The 18,168-nt window shown below is 64.4% G+C and carries 16 protein-coding genes and 1 pseudogene; 6 read left to right on the top strand and 11 right to left on the bottom strand.

What is annotated here, in order from left to right; all coding sequences use genetic code 11:
* Positions 1-17: 17 nt before the first annotated feature.
* The 5 genes from ACLLJI_RS08935 to ACLLJI_RS08915 form a co-directional block, all read right to left on the bottom strand.
* A complete protein-coding gene (locus ACLLJI_RS08935) occupies positions 18-527 on the bottom strand; it encodes a Chromate resistance protein ChrB (RefSeq protein ID WP_434620443.1) in 510 nt (169 codons plus the stop codon).
* Between the two features lie 227 nt (positions 528-754).
* Complete coding sequence (locus ACLLJI_RS08930; protein WP_434620440.1) at positions 755-1,723, bottom strand: aldose 1-epimerase family protein; 969 nt, start codon at positions 1,721-1,723, stop codon at positions 755-757.
* A 129-nt stretch (positions 1,724-1,852) separates the two neighbouring features.
* On the bottom strand, positions 1,853-4,228 hold the full coding sequence (locus tag ACLLJI_RS08925; protein ID WP_434620437.1) for a glycoside hydrolase family 65 protein: 2,376 nt from the start codon (positions 4,226-4,228) through the stop codon (positions 1,853-1,855).
* Entirely contained in the window at positions 4,225-5,103 is an 879-nt protein-coding gene (locus tag ACLLJI_RS08920; RefSeq protein WP_434620434.1) for an HAD family hydrolase, read from the bottom strand. Before ACLLJI_RS08920 ends, ACLLJI_RS08925 begins: the two co-directional genes overlap by 4 nt.
* 46 nt (positions 5,104-5,149) lie before the next feature.
* A complete protein-coding gene (locus tag ACLLJI_RS08915; RefSeq protein WP_283559110.1) occupies positions 5,150-5,512 on the bottom strand; it encodes a DUF488 domain-containing protein in 363 nt (120 codons plus the stop codon).
* 372 nt (positions 5,513-5,884) lie between these two features.
* On the opposite strand from ACLLJI_RS08915, the gene ACLLJI_RS08910 reads away from it, so the two are divergent.
* A complete protein-coding gene (locus tag ACLLJI_RS08910; protein ID WP_434620430.1) occupies positions 5,885-6,727 on the top strand; it encodes a DUF427 domain-containing protein in 843 nt (280 codons plus the stop codon).
* A gap of 39 nt (positions 6,728-6,766) precedes the next feature.
* Here ACLLJI_RS08910 and ACLLJI_RS08905 read toward each other — a convergent pair whose 3' ends face one another.
* Positions 6,767-7,285, bottom strand: coding sequence for an AMIN-like domain-containing (lipo)protein (locus ACLLJI_RS08905; RefSeq protein ID WP_434620427.1), 519 nt, complete (start codon positions 7,283-7,285; stop codon positions 6,767-6,769).
* Between the two features lie 210 nt (positions 7,286-7,495).
* Here ACLLJI_RS08905 and ACLLJI_RS08900 point away from each other — a divergent pair, with 210 nt between their 5' ends.
* Entirely contained in the window at positions 7,496-7,912 is a 417-nt protein-coding gene (locus ACLLJI_RS08900; protein WP_434620424.1) for a VOC family protein, read from the top strand.
* Positions 7,913-8,096: 184 nt separating this feature from the next.
* Here the strand turns inward: ACLLJI_RS08900 and ACLLJI_RS08895 are convergent, their stop codons facing one another.
* Positions 8,097-9,596, bottom strand: a complete 1,500-nt coding sequence (locus ACLLJI_RS08895; RefSeq protein ID WP_434620421.1) for an esterase/lipase family protein — start codon at positions 9,594-9,596, stop codon at positions 8,097-8,099.
* A 327-nt stretch (positions 9,597-9,923) separates the two neighbouring features.
* Between ACLLJI_RS08895 and ACLLJI_RS08890 the strand changes: the two genes are divergently transcribed.
* A complete protein-coding gene (locus tag ACLLJI_RS08890) occupies positions 9,924-11,528 on the top strand; it encodes a hypothetical protein (RefSeq protein WP_434620418.1) in 1,605 nt (534 codons plus the stop codon).
* A gap of 145 nt (positions 11,529-11,673) precedes the next feature.
* Here the strand turns inward: ACLLJI_RS08890 and ACLLJI_RS08885 are convergent, their stop codons facing one another.
* A complete protein-coding gene (locus tag ACLLJI_RS08885; protein WP_434620415.1) occupies positions 11,674-12,822 on the bottom strand; it encodes a sensor histidine kinase in 1,149 nt (382 codons plus the stop codon).
* Positions 12,812-13,576: a response regulator transcription factor gene (locus ACLLJI_RS08880; protein ID WP_434620412.1), complete on the bottom strand. Its 765-nt coding sequence runs from the start codon at positions 13,574-13,576 to the stop codon at positions 12,812-12,814. The genes ACLLJI_RS08885 and ACLLJI_RS08880 overlap by 11 nt, the downstream gene beginning before the upstream one ends.
* 193 nt (positions 13,577-13,769) lie before the next feature.
* On the opposite strand from ACLLJI_RS08880, the gene ACLLJI_RS08875 reads away from it, so the two are divergent.
* From ACLLJI_RS08875 to ACLLJI_RS08865, 3 genes are all read left to right on the top strand, one after another.
* A complete protein-coding gene (locus ACLLJI_RS08875; protein WP_434620409.1) occupies positions 13,770-14,459 on the top strand; it encodes a TIGR04282 family arsenosugar biosynthesis glycosyltransferase in 690 nt (229 codons plus the stop codon).
* Complete coding sequence (locus ACLLJI_RS08870) at positions 14,456-15,256, top strand: class I SAM-dependent methyltransferase (protein WP_434620406.1); 801 nt, start codon at positions 14,456-14,458, stop codon at positions 15,254-15,256. The genes ACLLJI_RS08875 and ACLLJI_RS08870 overlap by 4 nt, the downstream gene beginning before the upstream one ends.
* A gap of 367 nt (positions 15,257-15,623) precedes the next feature.
* On the top strand, positions 15,624-16,409 hold the full coding sequence (locus tag ACLLJI_RS08865; protein ID WP_434620403.1) for an ABC transporter permease: 786 nt from the start codon (positions 15,624-15,626) through the stop codon (positions 16,407-16,409).
* A gap of 32 nt (positions 16,410-16,441) precedes the next feature.
* Here the strand turns inward: ACLLJI_RS08865 and ACLLJI_RS08860 are convergent.
* Both ACLLJI_RS08860 and ACLLJI_RS08855 read right to left on the bottom strand, forming a co-directional pair.
* Positions 16,442-16,771: pseudogene (locus ACLLJI_RS08860) on the bottom strand (dihydrofolate reductase family protein); the annotation flags it as partial.
* Between the two features lie 467 nt (positions 16,772-17,238).
* Entirely contained in the window at positions 17,239-18,048 is an 810-nt protein-coding gene (locus ACLLJI_RS08855) for a COG4705 family protein (protein WP_434620400.1), read from the bottom strand.
* Positions 18,049-18,168 lie beyond the last annotated feature (120 nt).

The following is an 18,168-nucleotide window of genomic DNA, read 5'->3' as shown; positions in this document are numbered from 1 at the left end:
CCAGCTTGAGTGAATGCTTATATTTGCTGCACTCGGGCATAAACTAGGTCAGCATATTCTTCCAACCGGGCGCTGCATTCGCGCAAACGCGCCAACGCATCTACCCCGGCAGGCACAACGAAAACATCGCGTTTCTTCAGATCGTGGTGCCAGCGGCGTAACCTTTCCAGGCTCTGTTCTTCCTCCTCAAGTTCGGCCATGGTGAGTTTGTCCTGGTTAATCTCTTTGCTGATTTCGGTCTCAAATTTCTTGCAATCGGCCAGGAATTCCGACCACTCTTCCTCCCGGGCGGTAGTGAACAGAGCCAGCATCTTCTCGGCATCCGCATCCGACTGCCCCCGGGTGTCCAGCACAATAATTTCGCCCTCACCCTGCGCCACCAGATCCATGACCCGGCTCACCCCGTCCACAAAGGCAGGGACATTTGGCACCGTCCACACGCCTTGGCCGACGGGGACGGCTCCGATCCTGCGCAGCGCGCGCCACACGGCGACGCGATGGCGTGAAGGAGCAGCCGGCACCTTCACGATTAGCACAATCCATGCGCTGCCGGGCCTACTCCTGCTATCCGCTGTCGTCTCAATGCTCATGGTCCGAGCGTAACACTCGTTACATTTAGAGATGTTTTGATTGCGTCCATAGAAGGACAAATTCCGCGGAGAGGTGTCGTTTTTTGTCCGAGTCGACGGCTGTGGAATCATCGTTCCCTGTCGGCACTGGAGCGGGATACCTGTCAGTGGCGCGTTGCTGATTTTTAGAGTTCGGGGTACGGGTTGATCCCCCAGGACGCGGTGTGGCTTTCCCAGGGCTCCAGCGTGATGAGTCCCTCCCCCGAATTGAAGGCATTCGGTGCGCATGTCATAGGTTCAACCCCCAGTCCGGTCCGGCGGCGACCCGGCTCCGGCAGAGTGTCGCCGGTGAAAATTTCCAGGTACGGATAGGACTCATCCACCCATAACTCCACCCCCGCGGCGCGGTCCGGCGCCACAAGCCTGACCCGGGCCCGCCCGTCGGCCCCGCGGTGCAGATCTGTGTAGGCAACATCAATCTCCCGGGCGCCGAGTTCTTCTTCGGTGCGCAGGTCATAATGAGTGCCGTCCACCGGCTTCCGACCCGTCGGAATTCCCAGCTCGTCCACGGGGAGGTAGACCGAACCGGGCGCCTGCGCGGACGCCCCGTCGATGATGGGCGTGCCAACGCTGAGATAGGGGTGGGCACCGGTGCCATACGGGCATGCCGTAGTCCCGACGTTGGTCCCGCTGGTGCGCACCGTTAAACCGTACTCGTCCAGGGAATAGTCCAGCCGGCACCGCAGGACGGAGGGCCAGCCGGGGCACGCATGCAGAACGTAGGTGAAGCTGACCCTAGCCGGCCCGTGATCAGTCACGGTCCAGTTGGCCCAACGGGTCAGACCATGGATCGCGCCATGCTTGTCGGGCTCGGTAAGATCCAGCTGCCGGCTACTGCCGCGCCAGCCGTAATGACCACGGGAAATCCTGTTGGGCCAGGGAATCAGGGATTGCCCGCGGGCGCCCGTGCAGTGCTCATCCTCCGCGTAGTCGTCCAGCACGGAACGCCCTTTTACCGTGTAGGCCCGCAGGGCCGCCCCCACTTCGGTGAGGACTACCGTCTGATCCCCGGAGCGGATCTCGTATTGGCTGCCCGAAGGCGGCACGAGTGTCCGATCGGGGGTGATGTTGTCCGGTGTTTCATGGGTTTTCATCGCGGGGCCTTCCTTACGCGTTCGGCAAAGGTGATTCACACTCTGGCACGGCCACCCCAGGATGGAAAGCATCCGCGGGGCAATCAATCGCGGGTCGGGCGCCCCGTCGCCGAGGGCCCGAATGGCCCGTCAGTGCCCGTCACGGCTGTGCCGCCGCGGCACCCGTCCCGCCGGCTGGGTGGGCCGGGGTCCGGCAGCGGGCGCGTCCGGAATGGGGCAGACCAGCGGTTCACCATTGGTGACCGTCACCGGCTGGCCATGATGCAGGATTTCCATCGGTTTACCGTTCCGCAGAACGTAGGAGGCCGCGAGAGGCGTGATCTCCAGCCGCAGTGTCCGGCCGCCCACCAGCACGCCGAACGCCAGCCGGCTCAGCCCCGGGGGAAGCCGCGGTGCAAAACTGAGTACTGCGCCGCCGTCGGGCATCCCGGTGTCCCGCATGCCGCCGTACCCGGCGGTCAGCGCGGTCCACACTCCGGCCAGGGACGCAATGTGCAGGCCGTTCTCCGTGTTGTGTTCCAGATCATCCAGGTCCATCAGCGCGGTCTCGGCCAGGTAGTCATCGGCCAGGCCGAGCTGCCCGACCTCGGCCGCGAGCACCATCTGCACGCACGCGGACAGGGAAGAATCGCGGACGGTCAGCGCCTCGTAATAGGCGAAGTTGCGCGCCTTCTGCTCCTGGCTGAAGGCATCCGGGCGCAGCTGCATGGCCAGCACCAGATCCGCCTGCTTGACCACCTGTTTGCGGTACAGGTCGAAGTAGGGAAAGTGCAGCAGCAGCGGATACTCGGCATCGGTGGTGGCGGCAAAGTCCCACACCTTGTGCCCGGTGAATCCTTCCGCCTGCGGATGCACGCCCAAGGCATCGTCGTACGGGATGAACATGGCCGCGGCCGCATCGCGCCAGCTGGCGATCTCCTCCGCGTCGACGCCGAGTTTCCCTGCTCCTTCGTGATGCCGGGTCGCGGAGTCCGCGGCGGCGCCGAGGTTTTGCTGCGCCATCAGATTGGTGTAGACGTTGTTGTCCGCCACGGCGCTGTATTCGTCCGGGCCGGTCACTCCGTCAATCCGGAACCGGCCGCGCCCGTCGTGGTGGCCCAGCGAACGCCACAACCGTGCGGTGTGCACGAGCAGGTCCAGCCCCACGGTCCGCTCAAACGCAAGGTCGCCGGTGGCACGGACATAACGGACGACGGCGGCGGCAATGTCGGCATTGATGTGGAAGGCCGCTGCCCCGGCCGGCCAATACGCCGAACATTCCTCGCCGCGGATGGTGCGCCACGGAAACGCGGCCCCCTGCAGTCCCAGCTGTTCGGCCCGGTCCAGCGCGAGCGGCAACGTGGTGTGCCGCCAGCGCAGTGCATGCGCGGCGGCGTCCGGAGAGGTGTAGGTCAGCACCGGCAGCACAAAGGTCTCCGTGTCCCAGAAGGTGTGTCCGTCATAGCCGGGCCCGGTCAGGCCCTTAGCCGGAATCGCCCGTCCCTCAACCCGGGCCCCGGCCTGCAGAACCTGGAACAGGGCAAAGCGGGCCGCCTGCTGAATCCGGGTATCGCCGTCGAGCTCCACATCCGCGCACGCCCAAAACTTATCCAAAAACGCCCGCTGTTCCGCGCACAGCTCGTCCCAGCCGGTATGCATTGCCCCCGCGAGCGCCGCGTCCGCCTGGTCCCAGACCGCCGGCAGGGAGCGTGAGCCGGACCAGCCGTAGCCCACCATCTTGATCAGCCGCAGTCGTTGACCGGGCTCAAGCGTAACGGTGATGGTGGTGCGCCCCAGGTCCGGAAAGCTTACCGCCTCCACGCTGGTCCCGGGCGGCCCGTCCACCACATGATCCATCACCGCGGCAACGATCTGCGCGGACCCCGCCACGGTGTGCACCAGACCCGCGCCGGCCCCATGGGCAGCATTCTCGGCGTGGACCAGCGGGGATTCCAGCACTGCGGCGACCCGCGGATCCCCGCTCGGCCGAGGAAGCTGCTCATTGGCGATGATCTCAGACTGAACAACTATCCGAACCGGTCCGCTCAGAGGCTCCACCTCATAACAGATCGCGGCGATGGAGCGCTGGACCAGTGAGACCATCCGTGTGGAGGTGACCCGCACGTCCCGGCCGGCCGGTGAGACCCATTCCGCCGTGCGGTGCAGCAGTCCGGTGCGGAAGTCCAGGCGACGCTCATGCGAGGTCAGCTCCCCGTAGCGGACATCGAACGGCTCATCATCGACCAGCAGCCGGATCGGTTTGCCGTTGGTGACGTTGATGACCGTCTGCCCCGATTCCGGATAGCCGTAGCCCGCCTCCGCATAGGGCAGCGGACGCAGCTCAAAGACCCCGTTCAGATAGGAACCAGGCAGAGCGTGCGGTTCCCCCTCGTCCAGATTGGCCCGCCAGCCGATGTGCCCGTTGGACAGCGCAAAGACGGACTCCGTCTGCGCCAGCCGGTTCAGGTCCAAGGCCGTTTCGCGCAGGCACCACGGCTCGGTGGGAAAGTTGGGGTGTTCGATCATGGCTGCTCCCTCACGACGCGGTCCAGCAGGTCAGCAGGATCGGAAACGACGACGTCGGCACCCGAGTCCCCCAGTGCCTGCGCCTGCCCGGCGCGGTCCACGCCCACGACCCGCGCGAAGCCGCCGGCCCGGCCGGCCGCGACGCCGGCGAGTGCATCCTCGAAAACGGCGCACTGCTCCGGCTCCATTCCCAGCGCGCGGGCGGCGGCCAGGAACATGTCCGGCGCCGGTTTTCCCTTCAGCTTCTGCGCCTGGGCCGTGATGCCGTCCACGCGTTCATCGAAAAGACTCTGTATTCCCGCCGCGGCCAGCACCGTTTGGCAGTTCGCGCTGGAGGACACCACGGCGCAGCGCAGCCCCGCGGATCGGACGGCGTGCACGTACCGCAGCGAGCCGTCATAGACCTCTACGCCGTTTTCCTTCATCAGGCCCAGCACAATGCGGTTCTTGCGGTCGCCGAGGCTCTCGACGGTTTCAGAGCCGCCGACGCTGCTCTCCCGCGCGGCCGCGGCGCTGTCCACGGAGCCGCCGGCGCTGCTCTCCCCTTTTTCCTCCTCCCATTGCCCTTCGGTCTCATCCTTCGGGCTGCCTTCCGGCAGGACGATGCCGCGGGCGGCCAGGAAGGCGCGGGTGCCGTCGGCCCGGGACTTCCCGTCCACATATTGGTCGTAGTCCACCACCGGATCGAAAGGCACAAACGCCGTACCCCCGCGCGCGGCCGAGGCGCGCAGGTAGCCGTCGAACATCTCCTTCCAGGCCGCGGCGTGGACCAGGGCCGTCTTGGTGAGCACGCCGTCCAGGTCGAACAGGCACGCCCGGACGCCGTCCGGTAAGCCCACCGAAGCGGCGCCGGTGCGGACTGAGTCCTTGTTCATATCCATGGTCCTCTCGGGAGTCGTGCGGTCGGCGAGTTGGCTGGCCTTAGCCGCGCATTACCTTGGCCAGCACGGCGGCCTCGCTGATGTCGGCGTTCTTGGTGGCGGTGAGCAAGGTCAGGCGCTGCTCGGTCGCCATCCCTTTCAGATGTTCCAGCGCGTCATCCCGCGGCGGCTCCTCGAGCTCCTTCCGGTAACGTCTGGCGAATTCGTCGAACTTGTCCGGGTCATGGGCGTACCACGTGCGCAGCTCAGTAGAGGGCGAGATGTCCTTGCACCACTCGTCCAGTTCGGCCCTGCCCTTGGACACCCCGCGCGGCCAGATACGGTCCACCAAGACCCGGGCACCGTCGTCGTCCTTGGCTTCCTCGTAAATCCTGCGGACCTGCACGTCCCGCTTGGCCGCCATGTCCGTGCCTCCTTCGCGCGTAGCCTTCAGCTTGGTCTCATTATGCTCCCCAGACAACGAACGTCCACGGCAGCGATATGCGGGACGGGCAGCGATCTCCATATCGGCGGCATCCGGCAGTCCACGAACTTCGGAGCCAGGTGCCCTCGCGGCGGGTACGTACGGCTGAGCCTGCGCGGCCATTGACACCGATAAGGGGCGGTCGAATACTGGGATTACGGTCGGCGGGATTACGGCCGGCGGGATCGGGTCCCGCGAAAACCCGTGACGGTCCGTTCTCGTCGTGGCCGCCGCTGAAGTAACGGGCGGCTCGTCCCGTCGCTGCCGCGGATGCTTTTTTCGAAGTAACGTCGGGAACGCGAGGAGACTGACATGAGCATACGGTTGCGCGACGCCTGGGGAGGGCAGCTCGGAGAACTGCGGCACGAGCCCGTAGCCAAACGAGTGCGCGCCCGGTTGGCGGGCGGGACCGTCGTCGACAGCAACCGCGCGGTGCTGGTGTGGGAGCCCCGCCGCGTCGTTCCCACCTATGCAGTGCCGGTGGAGGATATCGCGGCACAGCTGGTCGGCTCGGCCGCGGACCCGGTCAAGGAAACGGGCGCTGCGGTGGGCTTCGCGGTCCCGGACGTAACGGATCTGCCGGTGCTCGATCCGAGAATTCCCTTCGGTGTGCGCAGCATCGCGGGGCAGTCCGTAGAAATCCGGGTACCGGGGAGTGGGCGCTCGGCGCTAGGCTTCCGCCCCAGTGATGAGGACCTGTCCGGTTACGTGATCCTCGATTTCGCCGGATTCGATCGGTGGCTCGAGGAGGACGACGAAATCATCAGCCATCCACACGATCCCTTTCACCGGATCGACATCCGCAGTTCGTCGCGGCATGTGCAGGTCATGCTCGGCGGCGAGGTCCTCGCCGATACCGTGCGCCCCCTATTGCTCTTCGAGACCATGCTGCCGGTGCGGTATTACATTCCGCGGGACGAGGTCACTGCGGCTCTGGAACCTAGCCGGACGACGACCTACTGCGCATATAAGGGAGAAGCAGCGTATTGGTCGGTGCGCGCCGGCGGGGATATCGTGGCAGATCTGATCTGGCATTACGAGAACCCGCTGCTGGATGCCCAACCCGTGCGGGGACATCTCGCGTTTTTCGACGAAAAGACCGACCTGGTGATTGACGGCACACCCCGACCCCGCCCGATCACGCCGTGGTCCTGACCGAGGGCGCAGAAACTGATGAACTGCTGCTCGGCGATCTCACCAATAATGCGCGACGTCGATCACCAGCCTTGAGGCGCCACCGGGGCCGTCAAGGGTGAAGACCTCGAACGGCAGCCGTGCACGCACGCCCAGTCCGAAGGTGGTGCGGTTCTCCAGGCTGCCCGCATAGACCACCTCGCGGAACGTCTGGTAGCCGGCGACAGTCACCACGTCGTTCCCGACTATGCCGGAACCAGGCGCAGCTGCCGTCACACTGAGAAACGCGCCCCCCTTCAGCGGAACAACCCGGCCGGAGCCCTGCGCGTAAACCGCGTCAACATAGCGCACGTTGTAGCCGGCGCCCTTACCCCCGATGTCGATGACCAGACGATCGTAGCAGTCGTGCTGACCGGCCCGGACAGCAGCGATTGGCGCGCTCGTCATCAGGGAGTTGGACTTGTCAAGCGAGCCCCAGGTAATCCCGCAGTAGGGGGCGGCCGTCGCGGGGCCCGGTACCACGAGCCCCAACCCGGCCGCCAGCACGATCGCCGCCAGCCAGGCATAAATTTTTTGCATGTTGCATCGCCTTCTCGATTGCATAATGAGTAAAAGTATGATAATCCCGGTTTGCCCGTCGGTCCATGCTCCCGTGCGTGACTGTCGAACCTGCCGCATAATATAGGAGACGACAGCGCAGGTGACGCGGCTCACATCAATCCGAACTGGCCTCCGGCGTTGCCACCGCGTGGAATGGACCACCCACCAATCAACCCAAGGAGCATTTCCATGAATACCAAACTCAATCCGTACCTTGGCTTTCGTGACACGGCCAGGCAGGCGATGGAATTTTACCAATCGGTATTCGGCGGCGAACTGACACTGAGCACGTTCGGCGATTCCCATGCCAGCGAAGATCCGGCCGAGCAGGACAAGATTATGCACGGGATGCTGGTCACTGAAAGCGGCCTGACACTCATGGGCGCCGACACCCCCGGCAGTATGAGCTACACGCCAGGAGACAACTATTCCGTTTCCCTCAGCGGCGACGACGAAGCCGAACTGCGTCGCTTCTGGGAAGGCCTTTCGGCCGGGGGGACGGTCACGATGCAACTCGAGGCCGCGCCCTGGGGAGATATCTTCGGCATGTGCACCGACAAGTTCGGCGTCAGCTGGCTGATCAACATCGCGGGCAGCACGCCCTAAGACATCCGCCACCCGGAAGCCGGCGACCGGCTTGGCCGAACGACTCTCAGCTGCGTTTTATTGTCGATATACAAACAAATTCCTGCAGATCCGTGGCTCGAAAGCCGACAGATCAACGGAGGAGACGAGCACTTGAACCGATCCGCGGTCCACGACCCCCGCTCGGTGCGGTCCTGGATCTCCGTCAAGTCCAAGGGGTTGCCGTCAGGGTGAGGCAGGCGGCGGCACCCAGTAGTTTCTTGCCTGTGTCGGTCAGTGGGACGGTGGGTGGACTGTCGTTGTCCCGGGTGCCGGTGCGCCAATCCACGGTATTGGCCAGTTGCTCCTGGCCGGCGATCCGGCCGTAGAGTTCGCTGTTCCACTGCCACCGGACGCCGGGCAGCCCGTCGCTATCGCGTGGCCCAACGTCCAGGATCAGTGTGTCCTCCCAATCCCCAACCTGTTCCAGATGGTCCCAGAACCCGAGGATGCCGCCGTTCTCGTCCAGCGAAGTCACGCTGATATCCAACGCGTAACGGCACCCTTTGGCCGCCTCTGGCTCCAGAAAGAGCGTGACCAGCGGCACCGGAGAATCCGGCGTGGAAAGCTGCTTGGCCTCGGCATTGATGTCGACGGGACAGTAATGCGCAGCGGTCTGTTCGTGCAACAGCACCGGGATGCCGCGCACCGCCAGCCGCACATCGGCCTGCCAGACGCGGTCCTCCAGGTCCGCCGGTACCAGGCCGCGCAGCCCGACTTCCAGCCGCAGGCCGCCGAAGAAGAAGCACTTCAAATTCTGATAGGTTTCCTCGGAATTGACCAGGCCGTACCGGCCGCTGTGCGAACGGTGAACGTAGGCACGGGCCGAACCGACGACATAGGCGTTACGGATGGCCACCAGACCGTCGCTTTGTACTCCCATGACCGCCGAGGAGAGTCCATTGGCGACGGCATAATCCCCCGCATCCGTTCCGACGATGCTCAGCACCCGCGCCGCCGGGAATGGACCCACCATCCGTCGGGGGTCCCACTGCCCGGTGCGCGGATCGACGCCATCATCTTCTCCGGCACCCGCCGGCAGCATGTATTCGCGCATATGATCGGGGCTGAAAATGTTCGATCCGTCGGGCCCGAATTTATCCATCAACCAGCCGCCAACTCCGCCGCCGAGTTGTGGATCGATCCCGCCATGCGGGGTGCCGGCGGTGCACAGTTTGGATACGATCTGTTGCGGGTCCGCCATCAGCCGCTGAAGCGCCGTCCGGCAGATCAGGCCACCCATCGAATGCGCCACGAGGTTGACCCGGGGGTACCCCTGCGTCTTGGACCGCACCAAGGAGATGAAGGCCACCAGTCCCTGTGCCGAGGTTCCGATGTCGTACGGTTTGGGGTCATTGCCGAACGATCCGGATTCCTCGTCGTAGAACCGGTAGATCCACACCGAATCCGGGGGAAGTTCGCCCGGGCCCGTGGAGAGCAGAACCTGCTGCTGGCTGCCGGCAACCCAGACGTGATAGCCCTGCTCATTGAGCAACCGCAGCAGCGGCCCTTCGAACTGATACAACCGGGGCTTGCCCTCCGCTCCGACGCGGATATGCGTCGAGCCCTCATTGAATCCGTAAAACGGGTCGTCCACCGCGACGTCGATGGCGCCCTGGCCCCCCGCGAAGCCACGCACAAAAATGATGGGAAGCCGCTCGTTCAACTGTACTCACCGTCCCGCATCGCCCTCACGTTACGTCATCAGTGTGGCACCGGGCGGCGAAAACGTATAGCAGTTCATGCCTATCCGGCTAGCTCAGCCGGTGCCAACGATTATGGGCACCGTTGAAGTTTGACCATTGTCAGCCGGAGTCCCTGCCGAAACTCGGCGTGTCTCCTAAACGTTTGCCTAACCGGGTAGGCATGCAACAGTTTATGGACTTCCAAACGTTTCCCACTGCGGGTCGTTGACAACCGCCCGGCGGCGGGCCAGCATGGGCGCACACGGGCAGGATGTCCGGAACGGCACGAGGCGGGGTGGGTGGGAGTCATGACGATTCAGGTGCAGGGAACCTCTGCGCGGCTGGTCTACCAATGGGACGACACCATTAACGGCTCCCAGCAGCGCGCGGCAGCCCTGCAAAGTTCCTGTGAGCAGGACTTGACAAGGCTCGAGGAGCTGTTCGACGAGCACAATGGATTCGACTCGGGCAACCGGGCGACGATTTTGGTTGGGGATCCGGGCGGCGGTCTTGCATCTAATTTTGGCTACCACAATGACGGCAGCACCCTCATTACGATTACGGCGTGGTCCGGAGTGAATCCTGCAGCGACGGCCGACACCGGCGTCCGGTTGGAATTCGTGGCCGAGATGTGCGAGGTTATGATGTCCCTGCGCAATTCCCGCAAGGGCGCCAGCTGGAACCCGGGCGGTTCGAACGGTGAGGGACTCTCGCAGTACCTGGCCGAGTTGTTTTACCGGGCCGGCTACTATGACAGCCAGCTGCGGCACGGACCGGGCCGGGTCACCGCCTGGCTTAACGATCCGACTAGGCCGGATTGGGTTACCAGGACCGATCCCGAAGACCAGCAGGCCGGACGATACGGCTGCGCCTTCCTTTTCCTGCACTTCCTGCACACGCAGAAGGGATTCGCCGTCAAGGACATCATCACCAAGGGCGGCCCCACCCTCGAAGACACCTACCGGAACCTCACGGGATCATCGGGCGGCTGGAACGAATTCAGCAATCTGGTCAACCGGTTCTTCCCACCCTTCTTCCCGGCGACCGGTCCAAGCCGAAGACAGATCACCTACGCGCCGAAACGGTGCAATCTGTTTCCCTTGTTCGACGATTACCGCCGCACGTCCCCCATCGGCACCGAGGAGATTGCCGGGTTTGAATCCTCGTCCGCTGGCGGTGTCGTTGTCATCACTCCTGGTTTGCTGTGCCCAAAGGCTGAGTACTCCTGGAACTGGGTTGATCCGAACTCGTATCTGGTGTGCACCGTGCGGCCGACGGGCTTCGGCAATCCCGTCGTTTCGTGGGTGATCGACGGTACGGACGTTGCCGGCGGCGGATCTTTGACCGTTTCCGGACCGGTTGACCTCGACCGGGCGGACCTGCCGGGCCAGCCGGACAGGTCCGTCGGGACCATGACCTTCTCTACTTCGGTCTCCGACGTTTCCGACTTTACGGGTGCGGCGCTGCGGCTCACGCTGTATCAAACCAATCATCCCGGCACCGAGCAGCTGACGGTCGAGACGCGCATCAGCGAACAATACGCCCCCGATGTCCCGCAGTTCGGCAGCGTCAGCTGGACCACCCTGCACAGTCATGGCGTCCGCTACGAGCCGCGGTTCTACGCGGACCGCGATGCCTGCAGAAAGCGTTGGGACGACTTCACCAAAAAGTACATACGGGTCAGGGACATAAACATCCTGCTCACGCTCCCCGACCCCGGACCGGACGAACTCCGCCGGGCAGCCTATATTATTCAGGAGCTGCAGGGCGAGCTCCGCCGCCTGCAGGACGAAGACGCGGAAATGGCCGGTAAGCTCGGCGCCGAGCTGGCGCGCATACTCAATGTCCCGCCGTCGACCCTGCAGGTGCGTGAGGTACCTGAGGTGCGGGAGCAGAACCGCCCGACTGAATAACGCGGCGTCAGGTGGAACTGTGAATGACGTTCCCTTGCGTGCACCTGAAATGCGTGCAGCTGAAGTGCGTGCAGCTGAATCAGATGTTCTACAGGGCGGTTGACGAACACGTATTTTCCGCCGGTCCGCCATCGGTTCTCGCCGCCTACTGGCCGGGCAAAGGTCCGTCACCGCCGGCAGTCGCCGTAGGTATGCGCAAGCTGAAGCGGCACCCGTCCCCCGCGTTTTCCACCTCAATGGCGCCGTGATGAGCCCGAACTATCCCGGCCACCAGGCTGAGCCCCACGCCCGCCCCGCTGAAGGAGTTCCTGCCGCGGCCGCTGCACCTTCGCCATCCTGTGGTGAACAGTTTCGGCAGGTCCTCAGCGGGGATCCCGCCGCATGCGTCCTCCACCACCACCGTGGCCCAGCCGGGCTCCGTGTTCACCGCGATGTACACCGTGCTGCCATGCCTGGTGTACATCAAGGCATTCATCATCACGTTCCGCACGGCCCGACCCAGCGAGGCACCATCGACCGCAGCGAGAGTGGACTGCACGCCGTCCCCGTTGACTTCGATGTTCCGCCGTTCAGCCAGCGGCGCCAGATCCGCGATGGCGTCACTGACCAAGTCGTACAGATCCATGGTCTCCCTCGTGACCACCATTGTTCCCGCTTGGAACTTGGAGAGCTCCAGCAGATCGTTGACCAGCACCGCCATTTCGTCCACCTGGGCAATGATTTTGTGGTGATAAGCGGAAACGTCGGTCGCCATGCCGTCCTCCAGAGCCTCCGCCATGGCGCGCATGCTGGCCAGCGGTGTGCGCAGGTCGTGCGAGACCCAGGCGACCAGTTCCCGGCGCGCGGCTTCGGCGGCTGTTACCCGGCGGCGGGATTCCTCCAGCTTTTCGCTGGTGGATTTCATCTCCGAGGCCAGGGCGGTCAGCTCGGAGCTGACGTTACGCGTTGGCGCCACGGTTTCGCCGCGTCCGATGCTCCGGGCGGCGCTGACCAGTGATCGGGTGTTGCGGGCAACCCCCAGTCCCAGAACGACGGCGACCGCGACGGCCGCGACCGACGCGATGCCCACGATGTACCACATCACCTCAAGGTCGTGGGCGGAAATAAACATCGCGTTAAATGCACCGATCATTCCCGCCACCATGATGCCTACGGCGGACACCACCACCAGACAGATCTGGACAACGATGGAGGAGCGGCGCAACAACCATTGAAGGAACACCGTGACGGCACCGATTGTGACTGCCCACAGCACAACCAGACGCACAATGGTCACCAGATCGTCAGCTGACATCAGGGGCACTCGCTGCCGCCGTGGAGGGGTCAGCCACGCCGGCGTCGAACCGGTACCCGACTCCCCATACTGTTTTGAGCAACTCCGGTTTTGTTGGGTCTCTTTCGATTTTCTCACGGACCCTGCGCACGTGCACTGTCACCGTGGAGAGGTCCCCAAAATCCCAGCCCCAGACTCCGCGGATCAGCTGTTCCCTGCTGAAAACCTGATGGGGACGGCGCAGGAAAAATGCCAGCAGATCGAATTCCCGCACCGTCAGAACCAACGGCCGGCCGTCAGAGGTGATGATTCGGGCCGACGGATTCAGGGCGAAACCGGCCAGTTCCACCGGCGGCTCCGGGCTGAATTCCTTGATGCTTCGCCGCATTACGGACTTGACCCTCAGGACGAGCTCGCGTGGTGAGAAGGGCTTGGTGACGTAATCGTCGGCCCCCATTTCGAGGCCCAGAATGCGGTCATCCTCCGTCGCCAGCGCGGTGAGCAGAATGATGGGCGTGTCCATGGTTTCGCGGATTCGTCTGCAGACTTCCGCCCCGTCCAAGCCGGGTAGCATCCTGTCGAGAATGATCAGGTCGGGGGAATGCGTCTTGGCCAGATGCAGCGCCGTGAAGCCGTCCGCCGCTATGTCCACCAGAAAGCCGGCCTGAGCCAAATAACCGCGGACCACACTGGCGATCATCTCCTCATCCTCCACCAGGAGAATACGGCGCCCGCCAAGATCGCCCGGGGTGGCGGAATACTGTGTGGTGTTCACTCGTCCAGCATATGTTCGCGGACCCTTGCTGAGCTGGGTCCAGGAGCCTGTACCCGGATTCGTCCCGGTTTCGTAAGGAATTCGATGGGCACCGGGACCGAGCATTCTTCTAGGGTCAAGGGGTGAGCAACTTGTTGATTCCGCCGGTCGCTGCCGGCTCCCCGGGGACCGCGACCGTTCCGGCGGTTCGGGCATGAAGCTCACCGTTGCCGTGATCGCCAAAGCGTGTGTCCCCGGCAAAGTCAAGACCAGGCTGACGCCGCCGCTGGCGGCCGGGCAGGCCGCCGTGCTGGCGCAGATCAGTCTCAGCCAGACGCTGCATACCGTGCGGGGCGTGCCCGCCGGACGCCGTCTGTTGGTCATGGACGGGACGCCGCTGAGCCACGACGCTGCCGGCTTCGACGTCGTTGCGCAGGGCTCCGGCGGACTGGATGAACGGCTCGCGGCCATCTGCGACATGGCCGACGGCCCGCTGCTGATTCTGGGCATGGACACGCCGCAATTGACGCTGGCTCTGCTGTCGCCGCTGCTCGAAGACTGGAGCCGGGCCCGGCCCCACCATCACGCCTGGCTGGGACCGGCGAATGATGGCGGCTTCTGGGCCCTGGCCTTGTACGTTCCCGTCGGTAATCTGATCCGGGGCGTGCAAATGTCCACCCGCCACACCGGCCGGGACCAGCTGGCCCGGCTGCGCCACGCCGGCCTCGACGTGGGCCAGTTGTGCGCCCTGAGCGATGTCGACACCTTTCCCACCGCCCTCGAAGCCGCGGCGGATTGTCCCGGGACTCCGTTTGCCGCCGCCGTGCTGGACGCGGCGGGCGCGGTCCTTCGGGATCACCGAATTTTCCCGCGTGATGATGCTTTCCGGGAGGACATAGCATGAACGCAGTCACCAGCCGGGCCGGAACTTCCGCCCAATACCGTAACCGGCAACTTTTCGGCCAGGGTGCCCACGAACCGTATGCCTGGGCGCTGCGCCACGGGCTGGGCACGCTGACGTTGCGCCCGCAGATGGAAGGCTCAGGCATCGGGCCCGTCCATTTCAAGGTGCAGGACTGGTGCGCGCCGGCCAGCAGCGGCGAAGTGGCGCTGCTCCGTGCCTCCCGCGGGCCCGTCCTTGACGCGGGCTGTGGCCCGGGGCGGATGCTGGCGGCTGCCTCTGCCCTCGGCCTGATAGCCGTGGGTGTGGATACCAGTATCGAGGCCGTCACTCGGGCCCGGTCCCGGGGCGCCGTGGCACTCAACCTCTCTATCTTCGATCCGTTGCCGTACGAGGGCTTCTGGGGCACGGCATTACTGCTGGATGGAAACATCGGGATTGGCGGCGACGTTCCTTCCCTGCTGCGGCGGGTGGCGCAACTGGTGCGCGCCGACGGCAGCGTCCTGGTCGAGGTCGATCCACTGGAGACCCTGGATATCAGCTATCCGGCCGTACTGCACGGAGCCGGCAGTCGCCCCAGCGATGCCTTCCCGTGGTCGCGCGTCGGTTCAACGGCCTTGGCGTGCCACGCGGCCGCGGCTGGCTGGCGAATCGTGAAGATTAGCGTCATTGATTCGACCAGCCGCCCTGGCGCAAACGTCAGCTGTCCAACCGGCAGGAAAGCCTCAACCGGTAGCGCCGGTGCACCCACCACCGTGGTTGAGGACCGGCTGGTGTGCCGGTTGGTGCGCCGGGCATAACGGTCGACGGCGGCAGCCGGCTGCAGCCGTCAGCACCTCGAGCGCCGGCAACGGCTCAGTGGCAGCGTTGCCGCCTCGGCAACGCTGCACGTCGTATTGGAAGGCCCTAATCGTTGATCAGGTGAGCGGAGCCGGTGACCGGCTCACAGCCGATGTGAAACTGCGCACCCAACAATTTCGGCAGACGGGACCGCAGGCCAAACCTGTTCAAACTGGAAAATCCGCTATTCGATGCCGTGGGACGGGTAATCTGGCGCATTGACGCCGCTACGTCACCGGAGGGTCCGCCGTCTGCCAGCTGATGTAGCTGACCTGTGCGACCGTCGCGGCGCCGTAGCGGCACCGTCGTCGGTGAAATGATAGGGCGGTGGAGCAAACAACCCTGTTGAATCTCGGCCCGGTGAGCTGGATCCTGCTGGCAGTACTGCTGGTTTGCGCCGCAGCCATCTGGCGCTTTGCCCTGCACCGGCAGTTCCATGACGTGCTGCTGGCCGGGCTCAGAGCCTTGCTGCAGCTTGCTGTGGTGGCGCTGCTGATCTCCCAGTTGTCCAGACAACCGGCCCTCGCGCTCCTGTTCGTTGCGCTGATGTTCCTGGTGGCTGCGTGGACGTCCGGGCATCGAATCGCGCCCGCAGGGCGTTGGTGGCTTGCCTGCATACCCATTGCCGCCGGCGTGCTGCCAACGGGAGCCCTCATGGTCCTTTCCGGAGTGCTGCCGTGGAATGCGTTGGCGCTGATAGCCGTGTTCGGACAGCAGATCGGTGGGGCCATGTCCACCACGACGCTGGCAGGCCGCAGGATCGAAGCCGAGTTGACGGGCCGCCGCGGTGAGGTCGAAGCCGCTGTGGCCCTTGGCTTCACGTGGCCCGCGGCCAGGCTGCTGATGGCCCAGCCGATCGCCGGTGAGGCCGTCGTGCCCAGCCTGGATCAGACTCGGACGGCGGGGGCGGTCACCCTTCCCGGCGCCTTTGTTGGCCTCATCCTCGGTGGTGCCAACCCCCTCGACGCCGGACTGATCCAACTTCTGGTGCTTATTTCGCTGCTCGCCGTGAACACGTCGGCGGCATGGCTCACGCTCGCCCTGAGCAGCCGAGGAGCCTGGCATCCGGAACCGTCCGAGCCTCTCGGGGCGGGCGTGGGTGCTGAATCGTGAGTGCCGACGCTAAAGGACCTGCGTCCGGTTGGCTACGGTTTTGCCCGGGCGAAACGAATGTGCGCGACGGATTCGGACCCGACGAACTCGACGCATTCATAGCCCCTAGGGCCGCCGTCGAGGTTTTCAAACAACCTCTCGCCGCTGCCCAGGAGAAGGGGCACCAGGACCAGATGCATTTCGTCGATCAGGGCGGCACGCAGGTACTCCTGAACGGTGGCAGCGCCGCCGCCGAGTCTTACGTCCCCACCATTGGCGGAGTTACACGCCCTCTCAAGCACCGCTTCGATTCCGTCGTCAACGAAGTGAAACACCGTCCCGCCCCGCATGTCGATTGATGGGCGCGGATGATGCGTGAGGACAAATACCGGGTGGTGGTACGGCGGCTCGTCCCCCCACCAGCCGGTCCACTCATTGCTGTTCCAGGAGCCACAATCATGGGACCGAACATGTTCCGTCCCATGATTGTGGCACCGATTCCCTTATCACCTTCTGCCAGGAACCCGTCGTCGATGCCCGTGGTACCGCCGTCGAGGCCCTGCATTTGACGGCCGTAGCGGGTTGCGAACACCCACTCATGCAGCCCGGCACCACCCGCACCCAAGGGATTCTCCAGGTCTTGAGCCGGGCCGGCAGCATACCCGTCCAGCGAGATGGCAAAGTTATGCACACGCAGTTTCGGTACAGTGCCTCCCCTATCCACAGTGCCTCCCCTATCCATGGCGACCACCGCCGGCTGACCCCGGCGCGGAGGATTGATCGGTTCCTACAGGAGGACCCTACGCCCGGCGCGGGCCAATCTACAGGGCCTGGACCAAAAACAAGCGGCTTAACCCGCGGAACGGTCCACATCCTTGCGGGTAAGCGCGAGGTATCCGACCAGGACGAGGATCACCGCCGACAAGCCAAGACTCACAGGTCCGGCACCCCAGTTGAGCCCACCCCGCTGCTGCGATACGGCCATCCAATCCGCAAAGGAAGCGCCGAGCGGTCGGGTCACGATGTAGGCGGACCAAAAGGCCAGGATGGGATTCAGCCGGAATCGACGGTGCGCCACGGCGGGGACCGCGATCACGATGGTGAACATCATCCCCGAGCCGAGGTACCCGAGGTTCAGCGACATCGCGGTCATGTCCCCCACGGCGGTGCCCAGCGCGAAGGTGATCAGAATGGACGCCCAGTAGTAGCCTTCGCGGCGTCGGGTGTGGATGCTGTGGATCGAGAGCGTCTTCTCGCTGCGGTGCCAGAGCAGGAAGACAGCCAGCAGCGCGATCGAAAAGAAAACGGTGGAGGCAACGTAGGGAATGTCCAACCCGATGTGCAGGACATCGGCAGCCATGGTGCCGAAAACGCTGACCATGACGACTGCGGGCCAGTAGATCCACGCGACATAGCGCCGCACCGCGAACTGCAGGACCAGTGCGGCGGCAAACGCGGCGCCTCCGATGGCCACCGCCGCCAGGGGTGGAAGCTGGTGCACCAGGTAATCCGATGTCGTCTCCCCCATGCCCGTCGTCAGGACTTTGATCAGCCAGAAGTAGACTGTCACGTCCGGTACTTTGCTGGCGGCCCGTCGATATTTGGGTTCACATGAGACCGCGGTGGCCTCCGTCTGTCCCCGTAGCAGCGATTCACCCATGTGCGGGTCCTTCCGGTCTGGCGTAGGCGGCGTCAGTTCGGCCGCAGGGAGTTCCCTTCGGATCTTCCAGCATTGCAGTATTGTCCTGAGGCCATCCTGAGAGACCGTTTGTGCATTTGC

Source organism: Arthrobacter sp. A5 (genome assembly GCF_051131705.1).
Lineage (GTDB): Bacteria > Actinomycetota > Actinomycetes > Actinomycetales > Micrococcaceae > Arthrobacter_M.
The sequence above is the reverse complement of the archived record's forward strand: the minus strand, read 5'-3'. Positions and strand labels throughout refer to the sequence as shown.

What these genes read in the sequence shown, in the direction of transcription:
- ACLLJI_RS08890 (WP_434620418.1), top strand. Translation starts at nt 9,924, where the DNA reads ATGACGATTCAGGTGCAGGGAACCTCTGCGCGGCTGGTCTACCAATGG.
- ACLLJI_RS08910 (WP_434620430.1), top strand. Translation starts at nt 5,885, where the DNA reads ATGAGCATACGGTTGCGCGACGCCTGGGGAGGGCAGCTCGGAGAACTG.
- ACLLJI_RS08925 (WP_434620437.1), bottom strand. Translation starts at nt 4,228, where the DNA reads ATGATCGAACACCCCAACTTTCCCACCGAGCCGTGGTGCCTGCGCGAA.
- ACLLJI_RS08855 (WP_434620400.1), bottom strand. Translation starts at nt 18,048, where the DNA reads ATGGGTGAATCGCTGCTACGGGGACAGACGGAGGCCACCGCGGTCTCA.
- ACLLJI_RS08920 (WP_434620434.1), bottom strand. Translation starts at nt 5,103, where the DNA reads ATGAACAAGGACTCAGTCCGCACCGGCGCCGCTTCGGTGGGCTTACCG.
- ACLLJI_RS08900 (WP_434620424.1), top strand. Translation starts at nt 7,496, where the DNA reads ATGAATACCAAACTCAATCCGTACCTTGGCTTTCGTGACACGGCCAGG.
- ACLLJI_RS08905 (WP_434620427.1), bottom strand. Translation starts at nt 7,285, where the DNA reads ATGCAAAAAATTTATGCCTGGCTGGCGGCGATCGTGCTGGCGGCCGGG.
- ACLLJI_RS08870 (WP_434620406.1), top strand. Translation starts at nt 14,456, where the DNA reads ATGAACGCAGTCACCAGCCGGGCCGGAACTTCCGCCCAATACCGTAAC.
- ACLLJI_RS08875 (WP_434620409.1), top strand. Translation starts at nt 13,770, where the DNA reads ATGAAGCTCACCGTTGCCGTGATCGCCAAAGCGTGTGTCCCCGGCAAA.
- ACLLJI_RS08915 (WP_283559110.1), bottom strand. Translation starts at nt 5,512, where the DNA reads ATGGCGGCCAAGCGGGACGTGCAGGTCCGCAGGATTTACGAGGAAGCC.
- ACLLJI_RS08885 (WP_434620415.1), bottom strand. Translation starts at nt 12,822, where the DNA reads ATGTCAGCTGACGATCTGGTGACCATTGTGCGTCTGGTTGTGCTGTGG.
- ACLLJI_RS08930 (WP_434620440.1), bottom strand. Translation starts at nt 1,723, where the DNA reads ATGAAAACCCATGAAACACCGGACAACATCACCCCCGATCGGACACTC.